At 68.5% G+C, this 20722-nt stretch carries 17 protein-coding genes and 1 pseudogene; 9 read left to right on the top strand and 9 right to left on the bottom strand.

Translation table 11 applies throughout. The features are described from left to right. Positions 1-214: 214 nt before the first annotated feature. Positions 215-1204, top strand: a complete 990-nt coding sequence (locus tag ACWDUN_RS27010; protein WP_449933555.1) for a L,D-transpeptidase — start codon at positions 215-217, stop codon at positions 1202-1204. A gap of 223 nt (positions 1205-1427) precedes the next feature. Here ACWDUN_RS27010 and ACWDUN_RS27005 read toward each other — a convergent pair whose 3' ends face one another. Beyond that, the gene (locus ACWDUN_RS27005; protein WP_449933553.1) at positions 1428-3419 is read right to left on the bottom strand and encodes a M13 family metallopeptidase; all 1992 of its coding nucleotides are present in this window, start codon (positions 3417-3419) and stop codon (positions 1428-1430) included. Between the two features lie 31 nt (positions 3420-3450). Between ACWDUN_RS27005 and ACWDUN_RS27000 the strand changes: the two genes are divergently transcribed. Together ACWDUN_RS27000 and ACWDUN_RS26995 are read left to right on the top strand one after the other, a co-directional pair. After that, the gene (locus ACWDUN_RS27000) at positions 3451-4014 is read left to right on the top strand and encodes a hypothetical protein (RefSeq protein ID WP_449933551.1); all 564 of its coding nucleotides are present in this window, start codon (positions 3451-3453) and stop codon (positions 4012-4014) included. After that, positions 4011-4700: a hypothetical protein gene (locus ACWDUN_RS26995; RefSeq protein ID WP_449933549.1), complete on the top strand. Its 690-nt coding sequence runs from the start codon at positions 4011-4013 to the stop codon at positions 4698-4700. Before ACWDUN_RS27000 ends, ACWDUN_RS26995 begins: the two co-directional genes overlap by 4 nt. A gap of 4 nt (positions 4701-4704) precedes the next feature. Here the strand turns inward: ACWDUN_RS26995 and ACWDUN_RS26990 are convergent, their stop codons facing one another. Continuing rightward, positions 4705-5187, bottom strand: coding sequence for an XRE family transcriptional regulator (locus tag ACWDUN_RS26990; RefSeq protein ID WP_449933547.1), 483 nt, complete (start codon positions 5185-5187; stop codon positions 4705-4707). Further along, complete coding sequence (locus ACWDUN_RS26985) at positions 5184-8039, bottom strand: MMPL family transporter (protein WP_449933545.1); 2856 nt, start codon at positions 8037-8039, stop codon at positions 5184-5186. Before ACWDUN_RS26985 ends, ACWDUN_RS26990 begins: the two co-directional genes overlap by 4 nt. 275 nt (positions 8040-8314) lie before the next feature. Here ACWDUN_RS26985 and ACWDUN_RS26980 point away from each other — a divergent pair, with 275 nt between their 5' ends. From ACWDUN_RS26980 to ACWDUN_RS26965, 4 genes are all read left to right on the top strand, one after another. After that, on the top strand, positions 8315-8803 hold the full coding sequence (locus ACWDUN_RS26980) for a hemophore (protein WP_449933544.1): 489 nt from the start codon (positions 8315-8317) through the stop codon (positions 8801-8803). 55 nt (positions 8804-8858) lie between these two features. After that, complete coding sequence (locus tag ACWDUN_RS26975) at positions 8859-9527, top strand: response regulator transcription factor (protein WP_449933646.1); 669 nt, start codon at positions 8859-8861, stop codon at positions 9525-9527. A 3-nt stretch (positions 9528-9530) separates the two neighbouring features. Then, positions 9531-10850 (top strand): sensor histidine kinase, encoded by a 1320-nt coding sequence (locus ACWDUN_RS26970; RefSeq protein WP_449933542.1) that lies wholly within the window; start codon positions 9531-9533, stop codon positions 10848-10850. 138 nt (positions 10851-10988) lie between these two features. Beyond that, positions 10989-11156 (top strand): hypothetical protein, encoded by a 168-nt coding sequence (locus ACWDUN_RS26965; RefSeq protein ID WP_449933540.1) that lies wholly within the window; start codon positions 10989-10991, stop codon positions 11154-11156. 91 nt (positions 11157-11247) lie between these two features. Here ACWDUN_RS26965 and ACWDUN_RS26960 read toward each other — a convergent pair whose 3' ends face one another. The 3 genes from ACWDUN_RS26960 to ACWDUN_RS26950 form a co-directional block, all read right to left on the bottom strand. Beyond that, on the bottom strand, positions 11248-11628 hold the full coding sequence (locus tag ACWDUN_RS26960) for a DUF3054 domain-containing protein (RefSeq protein ID WP_449933539.1): 381 nt from the start codon (positions 11626-11628) through the stop codon (positions 11248-11250). Continuing rightward, positions 11621-12730 carry a M23 family metallopeptidase gene (locus tag ACWDUN_RS26955; RefSeq protein ID WP_449933644.1) on the bottom strand — a complete coding sequence of 370 codons (1110 nt, stop codon included), beginning with the start codon at positions 12728-12730 and terminating at the stop codon, positions 11621-11623. Before ACWDUN_RS26955 ends, ACWDUN_RS26960 begins: the two co-directional genes overlap by 8 nt. Positions 12731-12899: 169 nt before the next feature. Next, entirely contained in the window at positions 12900-13982 is a 1083-nt protein-coding gene (locus tag ACWDUN_RS26950) for a lysylphosphatidylglycerol synthase transmembrane domain-containing protein (protein WP_449933643.1), read from the bottom strand. Positions 13983-14073: 91 nt separating this feature from the next. On the opposite strand from ACWDUN_RS26950, the gene ACWDUN_RS26945 reads away from it, so the two are divergent. Further along, positions 14074-15219, top strand: coding sequence for an AI-2E family transporter (locus ACWDUN_RS26945; RefSeq protein ID WP_449933537.1), 1146 nt, complete (start codon positions 14074-14076; stop codon positions 15217-15219). Here the strand turns inward: ACWDUN_RS26945 and ACWDUN_RS26940 are convergent. The 3 genes from ACWDUN_RS26940 to trmB all read right to left on the bottom strand — a co-directional run bounded on the left by ACWDUN_RS26940 (position 15179) and on the right by trmB (position 19891). After that, positions 15179-18373, bottom strand: coding sequence for an MMPL family transporter (locus ACWDUN_RS26940; protein WP_449933535.1), 3195 nt, complete (start codon positions 18371-18373; stop codon positions 15179-15181). The genes ACWDUN_RS26945 and ACWDUN_RS26940 overlap by 41 nt on opposite strands. 64 nt (positions 18374-18437) lie before the next feature. Beyond that, positions 18438-19136, bottom strand: a complete 699-nt coding sequence (locus ACWDUN_RS26935; protein ID WP_449933534.1) for an NYN domain-containing protein — start codon at positions 19134-19136, stop codon at positions 18438-18440. Beyond that, positions 19133-19891, bottom strand: a complete 759-nt coding sequence (gene trmB / locus ACWDUN_RS26930; RefSeq protein ID WP_449933641.1) for a tRNA (guanosine(46)-N7)-methyltransferase TrmB — start codon at positions 19889-19891, stop codon at positions 19133-19135. The genes ACWDUN_RS26935 and trmB overlap by 4 nt, the downstream gene beginning before the upstream one ends. A gap of 105 nt (positions 19892-19996) precedes the next feature. On the opposite strand from trmB, the pseudogene ACWDUN_RS26925 reads away from it, so the two are divergent. Continuing rightward, positions 19997-20722: pseudogene (locus ACWDUN_RS26925) on the top strand (hypothetical protein); the annotation flags it as partial.

Below are 20722 nucleotides of genomic sequence, written 5' to 3'. Positions count from 1 at the left end.
GCAGCACGACGGCCTTGACGGTACTGGTATCGGCGGCGGTCGCGGTCCTCCGGTGTTGCTCGAAGCTGTAACGGCCGGGCTCACACCGGCGATGAACATCGCAGGTCAGTGGCGCAGGTCGGGCGGCGATGAGGGGTCCGCCCGGCCTCGTCCACGTTAGCCGGTCGACGCGCTGTGCCAGACTGGTCTGCAGATATGCCAGTGGAGGTGACATATGTCGCAGCGGACGAGACGGAAACTCGCCAGCGCGATCCTGGCGGCCGCAACGGTCGTCACAGCAGTTGTCGGTAGCCCGTCGGCCCTGGCGGAGCCCCTTCCGCCGCCCCCGCCGGCGCCGGCCTTCCCCAACCCGTTCGCACCGCCTGCGCCGCCTGCGCCGCCCGCGGTGCCGACCGAGGCCGATCCGTTCGTCCCGGTGGGTGGTCCCGGCGCTCAGCCGCTGCCGATCCCCGAGGGAACGCCGCCCGGGCAGAACCCGAACCCGTTCCGCGGGATGCCGCCGTTCGTCCCGCCGTCGTTCAACCCGGTGAACGGGTCGATCGCGGGCGCGGCCAAGCCGATCTACATCAACTTCCAGCGGCCCATCGCCGACCGGCAGATGGCCCAGGACGCCGTCCACATCACGTCGAACCCGCCGGTGCCCGGCCGGTTCTACTGGGTCACCGACACCCAGCTGCGGTGGCGCCCGCAGGACTTCTGGCCGGCCGGTGCCGTGGTGTCCATCGACGCCGCGGGCACAAAATCGACGTTCACCGTCCCCGAGCAACTGGTCGCGACCGTCGACGATGCCACCAAGACGATGACCGTGGTGCGCAACGGCGAGGTCGAGAAGGAATTCCCGGTCTCGATGGGCAAGGCCGGCAACGACACCAAGAACGGCACCTACTACGTGCTGGAGAAGTTCGCCGACATGGTGATGGACTCCTCCACCTATGGGGTCCCGGTCGACTCGGCCGACGGTTACCGCACTCCGGTGAAGCACGCCGTGCGCATCGACAACAGTGGCATCTTCGTACACGGTGCGCCGTGGTCGGTGGACGCCCAGGGCAACTCGAACGTCAGCCACGGCTGCATCAACCTCGCGCCCGAGGATGCGAAGTGGTTCTTCGACAACTTCGGCTCCGGTGACGCCGTCGTCATCAAGAACACCGACGGTGGCCTCTACGACCAGCCCGACGGCGCGTCGGACTGGCAGATGTTCTAGCGGCTCAGGCGACACACAGAACTGCCCACTTTCGCGATGAAAGTGGGCAGTTCTGTGTCTGCGTCCGCTCAGGACGACAGTGCGATCTATCTGGTTTCAGTCTCGACGCTGCCGGTAGGCCACACTGACGTGGCGTAGGAGAAATCGCCGTCAGACCTACGCCACTTCAGCCGGGCTGCCGACATGGACAACCAGACTGAAGTCACGCACAGCGGCCGACCGGTCAGTTCCAGATCCGCACCCGGTGTTCCGGATCCAGGTACAGCTCATCCTCGGGGGTCACCTCGAACGCCTCGTGGAAACTGTCGAGATTGCGGATGACACCGTTGCAGCGGAACTCCGGCGGCGAATGCGGGTCGGTGGCCAGCCGGCGGATGGCCTCGGCGTCACGGGATTTGGTCCGCCAGACCTGCGCCCAGCCGAACAGCACCCGCTGCACCCCGGTCAGCCCGTCGATCACCGGGGCCTCCTTGCCGTCCAGCGACAGCTCGTAGGCCAGCAGCGCGATCGAGAGCCCGCCGAGGTCGCCGATGTTCTCACCGACGGTGAAGGCGCCGTTGACATGGTGTGCGGCATCCAGATTCCGCGGTGAAAAGGCCTCGTACTGTTCGATCAAGGCCGCGGTGCGGTGCCCGAATTCGGTGCGGTCGGCATCGGTCCACCAGTCGACGAGGTTGCCGTCACCGTCGTACTTGGCACCCTGATCGTCGAATCCGTGCCCGATCTCGTGCCCGATCACCGCACCGATACCGCCGTAGTTGGCCGCGTCGTCGGCGCCGGCGTCGAAGAACGGTGGCTGCAGGATCGCGGCCGGGAACACGATCTCGTTCATGCCCGGGTTGTAGTACGCGTTGACCGTCTGCGGGGTCATGAACCACTCGTCGCGGTCCACCGGCCCGCCCAGCTTGGCCAGGTCGCGGTCGTACTCCACGGCGTAGCCGCGGCGGTAGTTGCCGTACAGGTCGGCGCGGTCGATCACCAATGCCGAATAGTCGCGCCACTTGGCCGGATAACCGATCTTGGGGGTGAACTTGTCCAGCTTCTCCAGCGCGCGGTCGCGGGTCTCGGGCGTCATCCACGGCAGGTTGGTGATGCTGACGCGGTAGGCCTCGCGCAGATTGGCCACCAGTTCGTCCATCCGGGACTTGGCCTCCGGCGGGAAATGCCGCTGCACGTACAGCTTTCCGACGGCATCACCCATCAGGCTCTCGACCAGCCCGACGCCGCGCTTCCAGCGGTCCCGGATGGCCTCGGTGCCCGATAGGGTCCGGCCGTAGAAGGCGAAGTTCTCGGCCACCAGTTCATCGGTCAGCAGGGAGGCACGCGCGCTGATCAGCCGCCAGCTCAGCCACTGCTTCCACAGCTCGAGATCCTCACCGGCCCACAGCGCGGCGAAGGCGATCAGGTAATCGGGCTGGCGCACCACCACCTCGTCGGGGGCAGCCCCCAGCGCGCCCACCCAGCCGGACCAGTCGAACCCCGGTGCTTCATCGGGCAATTCGTCGAAGGTCCGCAGGTTGTAGGTCAGGTCGGCATCGCGGCGCTTGACGACGTCCCAGTGCGCGGCGGCCAGCTTGGTCTCCAGCGCCACGATGCGCTCGGCGGTGGCGGCATGCTCGCCCGCGCCGTACACCAGGGTCAGCATGCGGGCGATGTGCCCGGGGTAGGCGGCCAGGATCGCTTCGTGCGACGGTTCGCGGTAATAGGACTCGTCGGGCAGACCGAGGCCGGACTGCGACACGTGCAGCAGATAGCGGGTGGAGTCCTTGGAGTCGGTGTCGACGTACACACCGGCCCCGCCACCGACCCCGGTGCGCTGCAGCGTGCCCACGACGGCGGCCAGCGCGTCGCGATCGGGTGCCGCGGCGATGGTGTCCAGTTCGGCGAGCAACGGTGCCACCCCGACGCGGGCGACGGTGTCCTCGTCCATGAAGCTGGCGTACAGGTCACCGATGCGCCGCTCGTCGGTGCCGGCGGGGGCATCGGTGGCAGCCGCGTCGGTGATGATGTCGCGTACCTGCTCCTCGGCACGGTCGGCAAGGGTGCGGAACGCACCGTCGGTGGCCCGGTCGGCGGGGATCTCGTAGTCGGTCAGCCAGCGCCCGTTGACGTGGCCGAACAGATCGTCCTGGGGGCGCACGTCGGAGTCGACGTATTGCAGATCGATGCCGGAACGGAGGTCTTCGGCGGAGATGTCTAACGTCACCTCATTCATGGTGCCAGAGCACACCGGTAGCCTCACGGCCATGCCCGATGAGCAAACCAGGGTGCTGTCCCGCTACGGCGTCGCCGCCATCGTGTTCGGCGTGATCGCACTGGCCGCGACGGTGCTGGGGACGATGATCTGGACCGCACACCGCGGTGAGGTGGCCGAGCGGAGCCATCAGACCGAGGTTCTGCAGGCCGCCGCGGACTGGACCGGTCTGCTGATCAACATGAACGCCGACAACGCCGGCGAGAATCTGCAACAGCTGCGTGACGGCACGGTCGGCCAGCTCAACGTCGAATTCGACAACACCATGGCGCCGTTCACCGACCTGGTCGGCAAGCTGCAGTCCCAGACCGTGGGCCAGGTCGAATCGGTGTCCATCGAACGGATGCACCGCGCCGCCGACGGTGGCGGCGCCGAGGCCGGGCCGCAGGCCGAGTTGGCGACGGTGGCCTCGCGCACCGATACGGTCCTGGTGGTCGCCACCTCGATCAGCCAGAACGCCGGTGCCGAACCGACGACGGTGCGCTGGAATCTGCGGCTGGGCGTCTCCGAAGTGGACGGTGCCCTGTTGATCTCGCAGATGGAGTCGATCCGATGATCAACCGGCTACGGGTGCTCGGTGTCGACGTGCTGGCCCCTGCGCTGGCGATCCTGGCGCTGCTGTTCATCGGGTTTGCCCTGGACTGGCCACGCTGGTGGGTGGCGGCGTGTAGCGCGCTGTGCCTGCTGGTGGTGCAGGGCGTGGTGGTCAACGCGGTGCTGTTCCGTCGGGACGGGGTGACCGTGGGCACCGATGACGACGGTCCGGTGCTGCGGTTCGGTGTGGTCGCGACGGCGGCGGTGCTGGCCGCGGCGGCGGTGTTCGTCGGCTACACCCGGTGGACGGTGCCCGACCGCGATCTCAACCGGGACAGCGCCGAGGTCGTCGGCATCGCCAGCAGTGTCGCCGAAGCCTCGGCCACCTTCAGCCCGAGCAGTCCCAACGCCGCGATCGAACGCGCCGCGGGGTTGATGTCACCGCAGCGCGCCGAGGCCTACCGGACCGAATTCCAGGCCGTGGCAAAGGATCTGACCAGTCGCAACATCTCCGGGCAGGCGCAGACGGTATCGGCCGGGGTGGAGGCCATCGGTCCGGCCGTGGCCAGCGTCGCCGTCGTCATGCGGGGCACCCAGCACGCACCGGGCAAACCGGCCGATGTGGCGGTGCTGGCACTACGGGTGACCCTGGCCAAGGAGGGCGGCAAGTGGCTGGTGACCGACGTGACGCCGATCAACGCGCGCTGATCGCTCAGCCGGCACCGGCGGCGCGCTGAGCGCGGATCCTGGCGAACCGATCGGAAAGCCTGCGCATCCGGATCATCAACGTCGCCGGCGGGGTGCCGGTGGCCTCCAGCCAGCCGGTGAACTCGTCGGCGGGAACCCCGATCCGCGAGGCGAATTCCGGCACACCCAGTCCGGAGCGGTCCAGCAGCTCGTGCACATGGCGGGCCACCTCGGCGCGCTCGTTGGCCTCCAGGTGCTCGCGGGCCTTGTCGAGTACCTCGCCGAGCGCCTTGGAAACCCCGTACGGGCGGGCGGTGTCGAGCACCTCTTCGACCTGACGTGCGGTGCGGCCGAAGGGGTCTCGCTTGATCGCCGCCGCGATGCGCTGCCACACCGTCAGGTCGTCGTTCTCCAGCGCGGCACGTATCGCCGATGTCGGCCAGAATTCGACGGGCCGATCGTCGGCCGCCTGATTGGACGCGCTTGCGGGCTGTGCCGCCACCGTCACCTCGCCTCCTCCAGCATCGCCACCGCCACCGACAGGCAGCGCTGCCGGACCGCATCCCATTCGGCGTCGGTCGGACCCGGTTGGTCCGGGTCGTCCGACGGTTGCGGGTCGGCCAGGCGTCGCACCAGCTGGGTGGCGACCCACTGCTTGCGTGGGCGTTGTCCACAGTAGTACCGGTCCATACCGGTCAGGACGCGCGCCGCGGTGTCGGTCTCCATCGAGTCGACGAGCCGCGCGAACTCGGTGTAGTCGCGGGTGCTGTTGCGGCACATCAGCAGATAGCTCTTCAGGCGCAGCGTCTCAGCCCCGGTGGGGATGAGCAGCCGGTCACCGGTCGGCAACTGCACGTTGGTGGCCTCCATCGGTCCGCGTCGCTGCACCGGGAGTTCCTCGGATTCAGAAGCGGTGGCCAACGCGTCGAGGGCGACGTTGATGCGGCCGCGCCACACCGTGACCGGGTGTACGGGGCGGGTGATCGAACCCGTCGACGTCATGGTGCTGATCCGGCCGGTCAGCCGGCGGTCGGGTTCGGGTCCGCACCCGGTGTAGGCCAGCGGGTCGGCGACGACGACGGTCTGCGGGGCCAGTCGCTTGAGCTTGGCGGCGGACTTGACCACCACCCGCAGATCCGACCCGGAAGCCGCCGACGCGGTTTCGGGCACCAGGACCAGATCGCCGATATCGACCTTGGGCAACGGCTTCTCGAAATCCACCGACGGCAGGATGCGGTCCAGCCAGCGCGGCAGCCACCAGTTCCATTCGTCGAACATGGCCATCAGGGCGGGCACCAGCACCAGCCGCACGATGGTGGCGTCCACCGCGATGGCCGTCGCACAGGCCACGCCGATCTGGGCCACCAGCGGCATGCCGGCGAACGCGAACCCGATGAACACCGCGATCATGATCAGTGCGGCGCTGGTGATGGTGCGTGCACTGGTGGAGATGCCGTAGGCGACCGCGTCACGGGTGTTGTTGGTGATCAAAAAGCGTTCCCGGATGCGGGTCAGCAGGAAGATCTCGTAATCCATGGACAGGCCGAAGGTCATCGCGAGCACCAGCGGCGGCACCGTGCTGTCCAGCGACTCCAGCGGGGCGAAGCCCAGCTCCTCCAGCCAGCCCCATTCGAAGACGACGACGAGGCTGCCGTAGGCGGCGGCCACCGACAGCACCGTCATCAGCACGCCCTTGAACGCCAGGAACACCGAGCGGATCGCGATCAGCAGCATGACGAACGCGATCACGGCGACGAACACGAACACCCAGGGCTGGGCCGCGGACACCTCGTCGTCGAAATCCTTGATCAGCGCGGTCGGGCCACCGACATCGATCTCGGCGTCACCGACATCGAGCTTGGGCAGTTCGGCGCGCATCCAGTCGATCGCATCGCGGGCCCGGAAATCCTCGGGATCGACCGACAGCACGGCCGACAGCAGGGCGCTGTCGTTGTCCTCGCCGACCACCGGTGGCGTCACGGAGGCCACATCGGGGCCCTCGGCCATCCGGCGTTCGATGGTGTCCAGCGCGGCCTGGGCCTGCGGCCCGTCGGCCTGCCCGCCGGGGAAGGTCACCATCACCCGCACCGGGCCGAGCGCCCCCGGTCCCAGCGCCTCCGCGGCCGCGTTCACCCCGCCGCGGATCTCATGGGTCGGATCGAACTGGCGCAGCATGCTGTTGCCCAGTGTCATCGCGAAGGCCGGGGCGGCCATGACCAGCAGCACCACCGCCGCGATCGACGCCGACACCCAGGGGCGGCGCATGACGGCGCCGATCCAGCGGGTCCAGAACCGGGACTGGGTGGTGTCGGGGCGGCGGGACCAGTGCAGCAGCCGGGACCGTTTGGCCGCCGAGCGGCCGAAGGTGGCCAGCACCGCCGGGATGAGCGTGGTGGAGGTCAACACCGCGACCGCGACGGCCAGGATGGCCCCGGTCGCCATGGACCGCAGGATCGGGGTGTTGATCAGGTAGATGCCGGTGACCGAGGCGATCACGGTCAGGCCGGACAACACCACCGCCAGACCGGAGGTGGCCATGGCCGCGTCGATCGCCTGGGCAGAGTCACGGCCGGCCCGCAGTTCCTCGCGGTAGCGCATCAGGATGAACAGCGAATAGTCGACGGCCACCGCGATACCGAACATCGACACCGTCGACGTGGCGAACACCGACATGGCCATCACATGGGACAACAGGAAGACCACGCCCATGGTGACCACGACGGTGCAGATGCCGAGCATGAGTGGCATGGCCGCGGCCGCCAGCGAGCCGAACACCGCCAGCAGGATGATCAGGACGACCGGGACGTTCCACTTCTCGGCCTGCACGATGTCGTGTTTGGTGGCCTGCTGGGCCGCTGCGCCGAGGGCGCCCTGCCCGATGACGTAGAGGCGGACCTTGCCGTTCTCCGATTCGCCGGCATCCTCGCCCTCGATGCCGACCTTTTCGCGCAGTTGCTTGGCGATGTCGACGGCACCGCTGTTGTCGAAGCCGAGTTGTAGCTGGACGACGTACGGCCGGTCCGGCGCCGGAGGTGGCTGGCGGGGGTTGGGGATCTCCTCGACCGAGGGCACCTCCCCGGCGATGCGCTGCAACTGCGCGACGGCGGCATTCATGTCCTCGAAGGAGGCGTCGGCACGCGGCACGGCCACCAACGCCAGCGGCGAGGCACCCTGATCGGGGAATTGCTCTTCGAGCTGGTATTGGAGTTCCAGTGACTGGGATCCCGCCACTTCGAACCCTCCGCCGGTCAGCCGGTCGGAGTGGTTCAGTGCGAGGTAGACGGCGGGCACGAGTAGCAGCACCCACACGACAAACACCGCCCAGCGATATCTGCGCAGGCTGCTGCTCAAGCGCATCATGAACTGCTGGATGGCGCCCCTGGCCTTTCTCCCCGGCTGCTGGTATGCGAGAGCGTACCGCAGCAGCCTGAGACCTGACCGGCGCGCGATCGCGGTTGTGACCAGCTTGCGATGTTCCGCGTACCCGGTCACCTGGGAGTTTGCTGTGTCGATTGGTCCGGGTGCGTGCCGTTTGGCATGATGGCGGCTGGTCGTTTCTGGGTCGGGGAGACGTGCCTTGCCGATCGCGCTGTTCGCGAGCCGCAGAGCTGTGCGCCACCCGAAGGAGTTATCCGATGAGTTCTGTCCCCAGCGGTATCACCGCCAAGCGTCGTGGACTGTTCGCCGCATTCGCTGGCTGCCTGGTCGGCGGCGCCGCCGTGGTGTTGGTGTCGACTCCGTCGGCGGTCGCCGAGACCGACCCGTGTGAGGCCAGCGAGATCGCCAAGACCATCGGCTCGGTGGCGACCTCGATGGGCAACTACCTCGATACCCACCCCGACACCAATCAGGCGCTGACCGCCATCGCCGCGCAGCCGGCGGGCCCGCAGTCGCTGGCTGCGGCGAAGGCCTACTTCGATGCCAAGCCGGGAGCCGCCCGGGACATCCAGCGTCTGCAGGCACCGCTGGTGCGGTTGTCCACCGAGTGTCAATTGCCGATCTCGCTGCCGCAGGTGCTCGGCCTGATGCAAGCCGTGCAGACCCCGGCCGCCGGACTTCCGGCCGTCGCCGAGGTGGCGGCCCCGGTCGTTGCGGGCACCGGTCCGCGGCCCGGCCCCGCATAATCCAAGGGTGCGCACCACCGCCGAACACTCGGACAACACCGGCCGAACCGTCTTGATGGTCGACGACGATCCGGATGTACGGACGTCGGTCGCCCGCGGGCTGCGGCATTCCGGGTTCGACGTCCGGGTGGCCTCCAACGGGCGCGAGGCGCTTCGGCTGTTGGCCAGCGAGGCGCACGACGCTCTGGTGCTCGATGTGCAGATGCCCGAACTGGACGGGGTGGCCGTGGTGACGGCGTTACGCGCGCTGGGCAACGAGATCCCGATCTGTGTGCTGTCGGCTCGCGACACGGTCAACGACCGCATCGCCGGGCTGGAGGCCGGGGCCGACGACTACCTGACGAAACCCTTCGACCTCGGTGAGCTGGTGGCCCGGCTGCACGCGTTGCTGCGCCGGGCGAATCATGCCGAACGCGAATCGGACGTGATGAATGTCGGTCCGCTGACCATCGACACCGCGCGCCGGCTGGTCTACGTCGACGGGGAACGGGCCGACCTGACCAAGCGGGAGTTCGATCTGCTGGCGGTGCTGGCCGAGAACGCCGGGGTGGTGCTGTCGCGGCAGCGGCTGCTCGAGCTGGTCTGGGGATATGACTTCGACGTCGACACCAACGTCGCCGATGTCTTCATCTCGTATCTGCGCCGCAAGCTGGAACGCGAGGACCGCCCGCGGGTGATCCACACGGTGCGCGGGATCGGCTATGTGCTGCGCGAGGAGGCGTAGTCGGTGTGGCGGCTGTCTCTGCGTACCCGGGTGGCCATCGCCTCGGCGGTGGCCGCCGCTGCGGTGGTCGCGGGTTTCACCGTTCTGACATCGGTGGTGCTGGCCAACAACGATGCGGCGCAACTGGATCGGCGGCTGGACTCGATCGTCGAGGCCAGTATGTTCCCCGAGCAGCTGTCTGATCCGCGACGCGGTGTGCTGACCACCGGGCGTTCGCGCTCGACCGGCCAGGTGGTGTTCCAGCGGGGATTCCAGTTGCCGGCGCTGCCGCCCGGTACGGAGACCGTCGAGGTCAACGGTGTGGAGTACCGGGTGCGCACCATCCCGATGAACCAGCAGGGTGGCGGCATCCTGTTGTCGTTGGGCATCCGCGCCGACAGCATTCTGTTGAGCCGGGCCCGGATTCCGATCTATCTCGCCGTCGGCGTGTTGACCGTGCTGGTGGCCGGCGGATTCGGCTGGCTGCTGGCCGGCCCGGCCGTGCGGCCGCTGCGCCGGCTGACCGAGCAGACCAAGTCGCTGGACAGCGGCGGGGTGCCGAATGTCAAGGGCGCCAGGGAAGCCGAGGAACTCTCCGACGCGATGGCCGGGATGCTAAGCCGATTGGCCGCCGCGCAGCAGGCGACCACCCGATCACTGCAGGCGGCACAGGATTTCGCCGCCAACGCCGCGCACGAGCTGCGTACCCCGTTGACCGCCATGCGCGCCGACCTGGACACCCTGCGCATCCATGATCTGCCCACCGAGGAACGCGATGAGGTGGTCGCCGACCTGCTGCGGGCTCAGCGCCGCGTGGAGGCCATCATCACCGCGCTGGGACAGCTGGCGTCCGGACAGCTGGCCAAGGCCGAGGATCGCGAACTGATCGACGTGACAGACCTATTGGATCGGGTGGCCCGCGAGAATGCCCGGGTGGACCCGTCGATCGACATCACCGTCGCCGCCGATGACAACCTCGGCTCGGTGTGGGGCTGGCCCGGCGGGCTGCGGCTGGCAGTGGACAACTTGGTGCGCAATGCCGCGACCCACGGTGGGGCGACCCGCATCGTGCTCACCGGTACCCGGGCCTCGCATGATCGGGGGCTGCTGCAGATCGTCGTCGACGACAACGGGCGCGGACTGCCCGCCGACGAACGCGCCGCCGTGCTGGGCCGGTTCGCCCGCGGGAGCACCGCCGTGCCGGGTGGTTCCGGGCTGGGGCTGGCATTGGTCACTCAGCAGGCGACGTTGCACGGTGGGCGGCTGGAACTCGACGACAGCCCGCTGGGTGGGTTCCGGGCCACGCTGACGATCGCCGAGCGGGCGCCGGATGGGATCGGGTAGGGGTCCGGGGGACGGTTCGGTCTACAAGGGGCTTGTTCCGGCGATCTGGCGTGCGCTGCCATGGGAACCAACGCTCTCAGTCTCCCGGCCTGAGTGTCACCGGTGTCCTGATGCAGAACTGTTCACGATAGTCGTGGGTTGTGCCGCTACCACCACACCCAGATCCACCACGGTGGCTGGCAGGTCTACCTCGGCCCCGACCGCCACCCCTGGTTCATCCCACCACACGACCCGACCGGACCCGAACCAGCGCACCTGCGCTCGCATGCCCGACGCACCATGACCGACCTACCGGCCGCCGCATAACCCAAAGCCCTAGTGCGCCTTGAAAACTACACAGTGAACCCCGCGACGGCGGCCGGCTCAGCTCGGGCACAGAGTGGCGCGTGCGCTCAGGTCACCGGCGGCGCTCCACCGCCGCAGCGATCGCGCGCCAGCCCAGTAGCAGTGCGGCCGTCGTCAGCGAGGCCACCACGATGAAGCTGGGTGCGGTGCCGGCCGCGGTGGCCTTGCGCAGCAGCATTCCGATGATCACGGTGAATGCCCAGACGATCAGCCCGGTGGGGTAGAGGCTGATGGGTCGCCGCCAGGCTCGAGCCGCCAGCCAGCCGGCGACGGTGCCGGTGATGAAGGGCCACGCGGTCTCGGCAATACCTGCGACGGTCAGTCCCTCGTCGTGACTGCGCCTGCCGATCGTGCAGAACACCACCACGCACACCAGATCCGTCAGCAGCGCGGTTGCGGGTCTGGCCGACGGGCGGCTGGTCTGCTCACTCACCGGGATACTCCATCACATCGGAAACCAATGGTGTGACTCGGGTTTCGTCGCGTGGTGCGAATCCGGGGACGGTCGGCGCCGGCTTACCGGCCAGCACGGTGTCCATCGCATCACCGTCCGGGCCGATGCGGTCATCGGTGCGTGCGGTGAGCCGGAAGCTCTCGAAGACGAACGGCAGACCGTCGGCCTTGAGCGGGTCGGCGGCATCCATGACGTGAAAATGTAGATGCGGGGCATCGGAATTGCCGCTGTTGCCGAGCTGGCCCAACACCTGCCCGCCGGTCAGCCGGTCGCCGGGCTTCACCGCCACCGAGCCGGTCTTCAGGTGCGCGTAGAACGCGAAGTTGCCACCACCGATGTCCTGCACCACGTGATTTCCGCCGTACTCGTCGAGCCGCAAGCCGGTCGGGGCGGTGCCGGGGATCTGCTCGGGCAGCCCATCGAGCACCGCGACCACCGGGCCGTCGGCGACCGCGCGGATATCGGTGCCGAAGTAGGCGTAGTTCGCCAGATCGGCGACATCCCCGGTGAACAGCTTGCCGTCGGGACGCAGCTGCACATAGTCGATGGCGTAGCGTTCGGCACCCCAGAGCTCACCATCGATGGGGTTGATGGCCAACCGATGCGGGGTCATCCCGCAGCAGCTGTTGGCATCCCACCATTGTGGTCCGCGCAGCGGCGGTGCGATGACGATCGGCTCGCGGGTCTGCACGGCCACCTGCGCGACGGTCTCGGTCACCTGTGGCGGCAGCAGTGGCGGCATCGGCTTCGTCAGAGTCACCTGTACCTGGTGGCTGAGTTCCGCTGGCGCCGCGCCGTTCTCGGAACTGACATCGAGCCAGACCAGGGCCGACTGCGACGGTCCGAGCCGCCCGGTCGGGTTGCTGGTGCCGAGGATGCGGGTGCGTTCGGCGAGGTCGGCGCCGCTGAGGGTCAACAACGGCTCACCGCTGTCGCCGGTACGAACCTGGAGCGAATCCACGGTCACGTCCTGGTCCATGGCGTTGGTCAGCAAGAGTTCGTAGGCCAGATGGGTGCGGCCGTCGGTGGCCGGTACGGGGATCGGTGCCGACACCACCCGGGCCAGCAGCGGAGTGGCCACGGGCGCGTCGGGGGCCTGGCTCGGCGATGTCGTCGGGGCGGTGCTGCTCGGCGGCGGAGCTGCGGTGGTGTTCGGTGGGGTCTCGGTGGCGGTGCCGGGCTCCTCGGTGGTCGGTGAACACCCCGCCACGACGAGTAAGGCACCGAAAAGCACTGCGGGAACGGTTCTTCTACGGTTCACGGTGCTCCTTGTCATCGGGGGAGTCATCGGGTGCGTCATCGAGGGAGTCCGGGTCGATGTCCATCTCGGTGCGGAACATGAAGAAGAACACCACCCAGCCGATCGTCGAGATGAATATCCAGCTGACCAGCCGATAGATGAGCATCGCCGAGATCGCGGCGGCCAGTGTCATCCCGCTGGACACCAGTCCCGGCACCAGCACCGCCTCCACCACCAGCAGCCCACCCGGCATCAGCGGAATCGAACCGACCGCCCGGGCCGCCGCATAGGCCACCGTCAGCGCGGCCAGCGACGGGTGACCGCCGGCGGCGTACGCGGCGAACGCCAGACAGGCCACATCGGCGATCCAGTTGAACAGCGACCAGCCGAACGCATTACCCAACGCCCGACGGCTCAGCCGCACCGACTCCAGCTGGCGCAGCAGCTCGCGCCACTTGTCCAACCAGGTGTCGGATGGCTTGCCGCGCAACGCGTTGAACCATCCCAACAGGCGCACGCCGATACCGTCGATCTGCTGCGGATTGGCCGCCACCGACTGGGCCAGTACCAGCAACAGGAAGAAGCCGCCGAGGGTGAAGATCAGCGACAGCGGATTGCGGCTGGCGCCCAACAGGAAGGCGCCACCGAGACCGAGCAGCGCCAGCCCGACCGCCTGCAGCACCCCCGACATCACCAGCTGCCAGGACGCCACCACCGGTGAGGCGCCCCAGATCCGCTGCTGCCGATAGACGAACGTGGCCGAGAGCACCGGGCCGCCGGGCAGCGTGGTCGACAACGCGTTACCGGCGTAGAACGCCGCCTCGGACCGCCACTGCCGCACCTGCACACCGGCCGACCGCAGCAGGGTCCGCTGGATCTGGGCGAAACTGTGCATGGAGGCCATCGCGGCGACGACAGCGGCCAGCACCCACCACAGATCGGCCGACAGCAGGCTCTTCCACGCCTTGGCCAGCTGGTCCCACACCAGCACCAGCTCGACCGTCAGCACGATCACCGCGACCGCGATGACCGCCCACCGCACCCACCAGTACTTGCCGCGGGTGCGGGCGACCTGGCGATCGGCGTCGCTCATCGGCGCGTCGTGCGACACGCCCTACAGGGTAGCCCGCGGCATTGCGCATGACCTGCGGATACACCCGGCGCGCCGCGCGTACGCTACCGCCATGACGGTAGACCCGATCGCCGATCAGTCGGTACATCCCCTGGTCCGCAAGGCCGCGGCCTGGGCCTGGCGGTTGCTGGTGATCGGATCCGCGGTGATGGCGCTGCTCTGGGTCATCAGCCACATGTTGCTGATCGTCGTGCCGGTGGCGCTGGCGGCCATGTTTGCCGCGCTGCTGCTACCGGCTGTCGACTTCATGGCCGATCGCCGCGCGCCACGCGGCTGGGCGGTGGCGGTGGTGCTGCTCAGCGCGATCGCCATCGTCGGTGGCATCCTCAGCTTCGTCATCAGCCAATTCATCACCGGCGCACCGGCTTTGGTGGAACAGGTGGCCGCCAGCGTGGACGGGGTGCGGACCTGGCTGATCAACGGGCCGCTGCATCTGAGCCGAGATCAGATCGACCACGCCGGCGACGCGCTGATCCGCACCCTGCAGGAGAACCAGGCGCGGGTCACCAGCGGCGCGCTGTCGACGGCGGCCACCGTCACCGAGATCGTCACCGGTGCGCTGCTGGTGCTGTTCACCCTGATCTTCCTGCTACAGGGCGGTCGCCAGATCTTCGCGTACGTGACCAAGATCTTCCCCACCTCGGTGCGGGAACGGGTCCGCGACGCCGGCCGCGCCGGCTTCGGATCGCTGACCGGCTACGTCCGGGCCACCTGTCTGGTGGCCCTGGTCGACGCCGTGGGCATCGGCACCGGCCTGGCCATCATGGGCATCCCGTTGGCCCTGCCGCTGGCCTCGCTGGTGTTCCTCGGTGCCTTCGTCCCGCTGATCGGCGCCGTGCTCACCGGCGGCGTCGCGGTGATCGTCGCACTGATCGCCAAGGGCTGGGTGTACGCGCTGATCACCCTGGGCCTCATCCTGGCCGTGCAACAGCTGGAATCCCATGTGCTGCAACCGCTGGTGATGGGTCGGGCGGTATCGGTGCACCCGCTCGCGGTGGTGCTCGCCATCGCCGCGGGCGGGGTGCTCGCCGGCATCCTGGGCGCTCTGCTGGCGGTTCCGGTGCTGGCCGTGCTCAACAGCGCCATCCGCGTCCTGCTCGCCGAGGATCCGGAAGCCGAGCAGGAGCAGGTGGTCGCCGAGTTGGAGCCCGACGGCCTTACAGACGACCCTCCCGACGCAGCAGATCCGCCGCGCTGACCCCACCGCCACGCCGCGTCGGCGTGTCATCGGCATCACGGGTGCCGCGGGTGTCGATCTTCTCGGTCGACTCCGGATCACCCGAACCGCGTTGAGCCGGAATGGCCGTCGTCTGCTCGGCGTCCTCGGCTTGCGGCGCCTGCGGACCCGGGCCTGCATTGGGGACCGGGCCGCTCGGAGCGGCGTTGCCACGCAACTCGCCGAGCCACGACTCGATCTCACGCTTCTCGCGTGCCGGGTTCTGCTCGGCCCGCGGACGTCGCTCGGTCGGCGTGTTGACCGCGTTGATCGCCGTCGTGGCAGCCGAATCCGGTTGCGCTGCAAAACGGGTCGTCGGCGGCTCCGGAGCGGGCGGTGGGGTCGGAATGCGGCTGGTGCCGGCCGTCGACGGACCGGTCGGTCGCACCGGCGGCAACCCGCGGGGCGGCCCCCCACGACTCGGCGGCGGCAGCATCGGATGACCCGGATCGTGCTGGGGACGCGCCGGCGCACCCGCCCCGACCAGCGCGGCCTCATCGGCCGGTTCCTCGTCGGACTCGCGCAGATCGGGCCGCTTGCGTTCGTCGGGCAGGTTGGTCTCACCGAGGCCGATGCGTTCCTGCAGACGGCGCATCCAGCGCGGTGCCCACCAGCAGTCGTCGCCGAGCAGCTTCATGATCGCGGGCACCAGGAACATCCGGATGATGGTCGCGTCGAGCAGCAGCGCGATCAACAGGCCGAACGCCAGATACTTCATCATCACCAGGTCGGAGAACACGAACGCGCCCGCCACCACGGCCAGCACCAGTGCCGCACCGGTGATCAGACGACCGGTGGTCGCGGTGCCGATACGGATGGCCTCGGCGGTCGACATGCCACGCTCGCGGGCCTCCACCATGCGGGAGACCAGGAACACCTCGTAGTCGGTGGACAGGCCCCAGATCACCGCGATGATCAGACCGATCATCGGCGCCATCAGCGGCTGCGGCGTGTAGTTCATCAGCCCGGACCCGTGCCCGTCGACGAACATCCACGTCAGGATGCCCATCGTCGACCCGAGTGTCAGCGCACTCATCAGCGCGGCCTTGATGGGCAGCACCACCGACCCGAACGCCAGGAACATCAGGATCGTCGTCGTGACGATCAGCACCACCGCCATCAGCGGCAGCCGGTCGAACAAGCTGTTGATGCTGTCCTGCTCCAGCGCGGGAGTACCACCGACGGCGATTTCGATCCCTCGTGGTGGCTGGATCTCGCGCAGCTCCTCCATCTTCTGGGAGGCGTCGTTGCGGTCGACCAGACCGTTCTGCAGCACCCGCACCGACGGGTCCTTGGTGCCGGTGTCCTGGGCGGACCGCTCCTGCCACATCTTGCTCGGATCGTTGTCCGGGTCGATGAAACCGCTGACACCCATGGCCTTGGCGCGCACCTCGGCCAGCTGCTGATCGGTGATCGGTTCACCGTCCTCGCGCTGGATGACCAGCGTCAACGGCTCGGTGCGGAAACCCGGGAAGCTGCGGTCGAAGTCCTCCTGAGCCTGGCGGACGCCGTTGTCCGGCGGCAGATACTTCTCGCTGATACCGCCGAGGGCCAACTGCCCCAGCGGCAGGACCAGCAGGATCATGAAAATCAGGATCGGCGCGGCGAAGGCGATCGGGCGCTTCATCACGACGTTGACGAGCTTGCCCCAGAAGCCCTTCTCGACCTCGGCGCGCGTCTTGGTCTTCTGCGTCTTCTCGGCGAGCCACTCCACCCACCACACGATGGGACCGCGGGCCAGCGGCACGTAGCGGGCCAGGGCCAGGCCGCCGGCGACGACCGCCACGAAGATGATCACGCCGAGGATGACCCAGTACAGACCGCCGCCGAGCGAGTCCTTGTTGGAGACGGTGAAATACGTCAGCCAGCCGAGCAGGCCCACATAGCCCAGCGCCAGGCCGATGATCGTCAGCGGCAGACCCTGCTCGCCGGACTCCCGGATGCGCTTGCGTGCCAGATGGCCCAGTGCGATACCGACCGGCGGCACCAGCACACCCGCCGGGATCGAGGCGATGGCGAGCGTGTTGGTGCGGGTGTTGGCCGGGTCGGAGGAGACGTCGTTCTGGATGAATTTCAGCAGCCAGCGCACGCCCAGCGCGTCGACGCGGGGGCCGAGGATGGCCAGGGCGGCCGGCAGCACGCTGACCGACAGGATGGCCGCGAGCATGACCGACGCGATGATCGCGTAGGTGATCGACTTGAGGAAGCCCTGCGGGAACAGCAGCAGCGGCACCGAGGACGCCACCAGGATCACCGCGGAGAACATCACCGTGCGACCCGAGGTCATCACGGTGCGACGCACCGCGGCCTCGGTGTCATACCCCTCGGCGAGCTCCTCGCGGAACCGGCTCACCATGAACAGGCCGTAGTCGATGGCGATACCGAGCCCCATCAGGGTCACGACCGGCTGGGCGAAGAAGTGCACCGGCATGAACTCGGCGAACACCCGCATGATGCCGAGCGCACCGGCGATGGTCAGACCGCCGATGATGCCCGGCAGGGCCGCGGCGATGACACCGCCGAACACGAAGAACAGCACCACGCAGACCAGCGGGATGGCGGCCACCTCGGCACGCTTCTGGTCCTCGCCGATGGTGCCGGTCAGTTCGCTGGCCAGTGGCTGCAGGCCTGCCAGCTGGATCTTGCCGTCGTTGATCTGGGCCAGCTGCGACTCGATGGCCTGGTAGTTCTTCAGGATCTCGTCGTCGTTCTCGCCCTTGAGCGGGACGCTGACGAAGGTCTTGGACAGGTCCTCGGTCTTCATCTGCTGGACGGTCTCGGCCTCGGCATCGGGTGCGCGCAGCCAGCCGACCCAGGTGACGATCCGGTCCTCGTTGTCGGCGACCAGGTCGTTCAGTTCCCCGGTGACCTTCTCCATCCACTCCGGGTTGTCGACCTTCTCACCGTCGGGCGGCGTGAGGATCGCCACGACGTGACTGGTGCGGTCGCGGCCGTACACCTCGTCACCGAGCAGCGATGCGCGCACCGACTCACTGGTCTCATCGTAGAAACCGCTCTGGGTGACGTGCTGGCCGAGGCTCGCGCCGTACAGACCGCCACCAAGGCACAGTGCGACCATGACACCGATCACTATGTATCGGTACTGGTACACCGTTCGACCCCACCAGGCGAACACGTCAGCTCCTTAAATTCTTCTTCATGATCGGTAGTTGCTGCGCGCGCATTGTCGCTTCAATTGTTCAAACGCGCGAGGTCAGCAACGCGGACAGCGGCCGGAAGGGCTGCAACCACGCGCCCTGCTCGGGCAGCGAATCCAGTCCGATTCGCGGTAGCGGCTCCCGGAAGACGCCAGGGATGTCTTCCAGGTCGACGAACTCCAAGGTATCCGACGCTAACGCCCAACTGGCATGTTCGCGAAATCCGAGCACCTGCACCGGAACGCCGTCGTGGGCGATCTCCTCCAGCGGTGTCCGGAACGCCTGACCGTCGGCGGACGCCACCACCACACCGGCCAGACCTTCGCTGCGCCGCAGCGCGATATGGGCCAGCATGTCGCTGTCCACATCGCTGTCCTCGTCGACCTTCGGTTTGGCGAAGACGGCGAAGCCCACGTTGCGCAGTGCCTCCACCCAGGGCCGCACGACATCGGCGCTACCTGGGGCGATATTGGTGAAGACGGTCGCCTCGGGCTCCAGGGTGGGCAGCGCGCCGGTCTCGGCATCACGGCGGCTGGACAGCTCGGCGGTGCGCGACAACAACCAGCGGCCCAACGCGTCGAAGCGCGGCCGGTGCGCGGCGGTCGGCCGGCCGCCCAGGATCGAGCCGAGGCCCATGTCCAGGTTGGGTGCGTCCCACACCAGCAGCACGCGCTGGATGCCCGGCTGCGGCGGTTCCTGCGCCGGCGTCTCGGGGATCTCGGAGTTCGTCGTCACACTCATATCCGCTCCCACAGCAACTCCGTCACGATCGGCCCGGCCAGCGCCTTGCGTTCGTACTTCGTCTCGGGGCGGGCCACCGAGATCGGCAGGGCGTCCTCGACGGAAACCCGGCGCAACCGCGGCTCGGCGTCGCCCACCTCGGCGATGTGCTCGGCGTAACCCATGTGATCGGTGGCCGCGTGCAGGATCCCGCCCGGGCGCAGCCGGTCGGCGATCAGCGCCATCGTGGCCGGTTGCAGCAGCCGACGCTTGTGGTGGCGGGCCTTGGGCCACGGATCGGGGAAAAAGACCCGCACCCCGGTCAGGGCGTCGCCGGGCAGCAGGTGCTCCAGGACGTCGACACCGTCACCGCGGATCAGGCGGATGTTGGTGATGCCGTCGCGATCGATGGCCGACAACAACTGGGCCAGACCCCGCTTGTAGACCTCCACGGCGATGACGTCGATATCGGGTTCCGCCTGGGCCATCGCGGCGGTGGAGGTGCCGGTGCCGCAGCCGATCTCCAGCACCAGCGGGGCCTGCCGGCCGAACCACTGGGCGGGGTCGATCCGGGCCGGGTGGCCGTCGGGGTCGAGGGCCTCGGTGCCCAGCTGGGGCCACCGCCGCTCCCAGATCTGCTGTTGGTTACCGCTCAATTGGGAGCGGCGGGCGCGGAAACTCGTCACGCGGCGCTGGTGATGGGCGGGCACGTCCGGAGCGGGGTCGGTCCCCCCGGCATCCTCCCGCTGGGCATACATCGGTCCATCGTCGCGCATCGGAGGTGGGGTACCCGCATCGCGGTACAGATTGATACCCAACAGTTGTCTTTGCCGGCCTGCGGCGAAAATCACCGCGTCGGCACCCACCGGGGCGATGTCACGATGGATATCCGGGTGTGGTGGCGACGGGGGCGCAGCGAGGTGGGGGAGTTCGCGGGGGAATCGGCGCGATTGGTCGCGGACTTCGTCGACGAGCTCTGCGGCCTCGCCGACACCCGGCCGCGGCTGCGTCCCGTCATCGCGACGCTGACCAGGCCGGCCAGGGTGGCGGTGACCGGGCGACCCGGTGTGGGCCTGCGCACCGTGACACGCGCGCTGTCGGTGGCCGGACTGGACGTCGTCGGCGGCGCCGAGGACGCCGATGTGGTGGTGCTGGTGATCGTCGAGGCCGTCAAGCCCGAGGAGCGTCGGATATATACGGACAGCACCGGCCCGTTGCTGATCCTGCTGAACAGGGCCGATCTGCTGGCCGACCCGCACGCCCGGGCCACCGAGATCGGCGCGGCCACCGGATTGCCGACCGTGCCGATGACCGCGTTGCCCGACGGCGTCGACGACGTGGTGCGGGCACTCGCGGCGGTCGGTGCGCCGTCGCGCTACCGGCGGCTGCGGGCGGCGCTGACCCGGCTGCGCGCGCTGGCCGCGACCGACCAGGAATTGGCCGAGACATTGGCCGGTGATACCGCCGTGCTGGCGATGATGGCGGCGGCGGACGACGTCGTCCGCGCGGCCGGGCGGCCGCCCGACAGCGGCCCCCGACCCCGACGGGCGGTGGGCGGGCAGCGCGATGGTGGCGGGCCGGGCGGCGCCCACATAGGAAGAGCGGGG

The organism is Mycobacterium sp. NPDC003323, from assembly GCF_053589535.1.
This window is presented reverse-complemented; position numbering and strand designations above follow the sequence as displayed.

Bases quoted from the DNA above. Each gene is read 5' to 3' on its own strand.
- ACWDUN_RS27000 (WP_449933551.1), top strand. From the start codon at position 3,451: ATGCCCGATGAGCAAACCAGGGTGCTGTCCCGCTACGGCGTCGCCGCC.
- ACWDUN_RS27005 (WP_449933553.1), bottom strand. From the start codon at position 3,419: ATGAATGAGGTGACGTTAGACATCTCCGCCGAAGACCTCCGTTCCGGC.
- trmB (WP_449933641.1), bottom strand. From the start codon at position 19,891: ATGCGCGACGATGGACCGATGTATGCCCAGCGGGAGGATGCCGGGGGG.
- ACWDUN_RS26945 (WP_449933537.1), top strand. From the start codon at position 14,074: ATGACGGTAGACCCGATCGCCGATCAGTCGGTACATCCCCTGGTCCGC.
- ACWDUN_RS26980 (WP_449933544.1), top strand. From the start codon at position 8,315: ATGAGTTCTGTCCCCAGCGGTATCACCGCCAAGCGTCGTGGACTGTTC.
- ACWDUN_RS27010 (WP_449933555.1), top strand. From the start codon at position 215: ATGTCGCAGCGGACGAGACGGAAACTCGCCAGCGCGATCCTGGCGGCC.
- ACWDUN_RS26995 (WP_449933549.1), top strand. From the start codon at position 4,011: ATGATCAACCGGCTACGGGTGCTCGGTGTCGACGTGCTGGCCCCTGCG.
- ACWDUN_RS26975 (WP_449933646.1), top strand. From the start codon at position 8,859: ATGGTCGACGACGATCCGGATGTACGGACGTCGGTCGCCCGCGGGCTG.
- ACWDUN_RS26985 (WP_449933545.1), bottom strand. From the start codon at position 8,039: ATGATGCGCTTGAGCAGCAGCCTGCGCAGATATCGCTGGGCGGTGTTT.
- ACWDUN_RS26950 (WP_449933643.1), bottom strand. From the start codon at position 13,982: ATGAGCGACGCCGATCGCCAGGTCGCCCGCACCCGCGGCAAGTACTGG.
- ACWDUN_RS26935 (WP_449933534.1), bottom strand. From the start codon at position 19,136: ATGAGTGTGACGACGAACTCCGAGATCCCCGAGACGCCGGCGCAGGAA.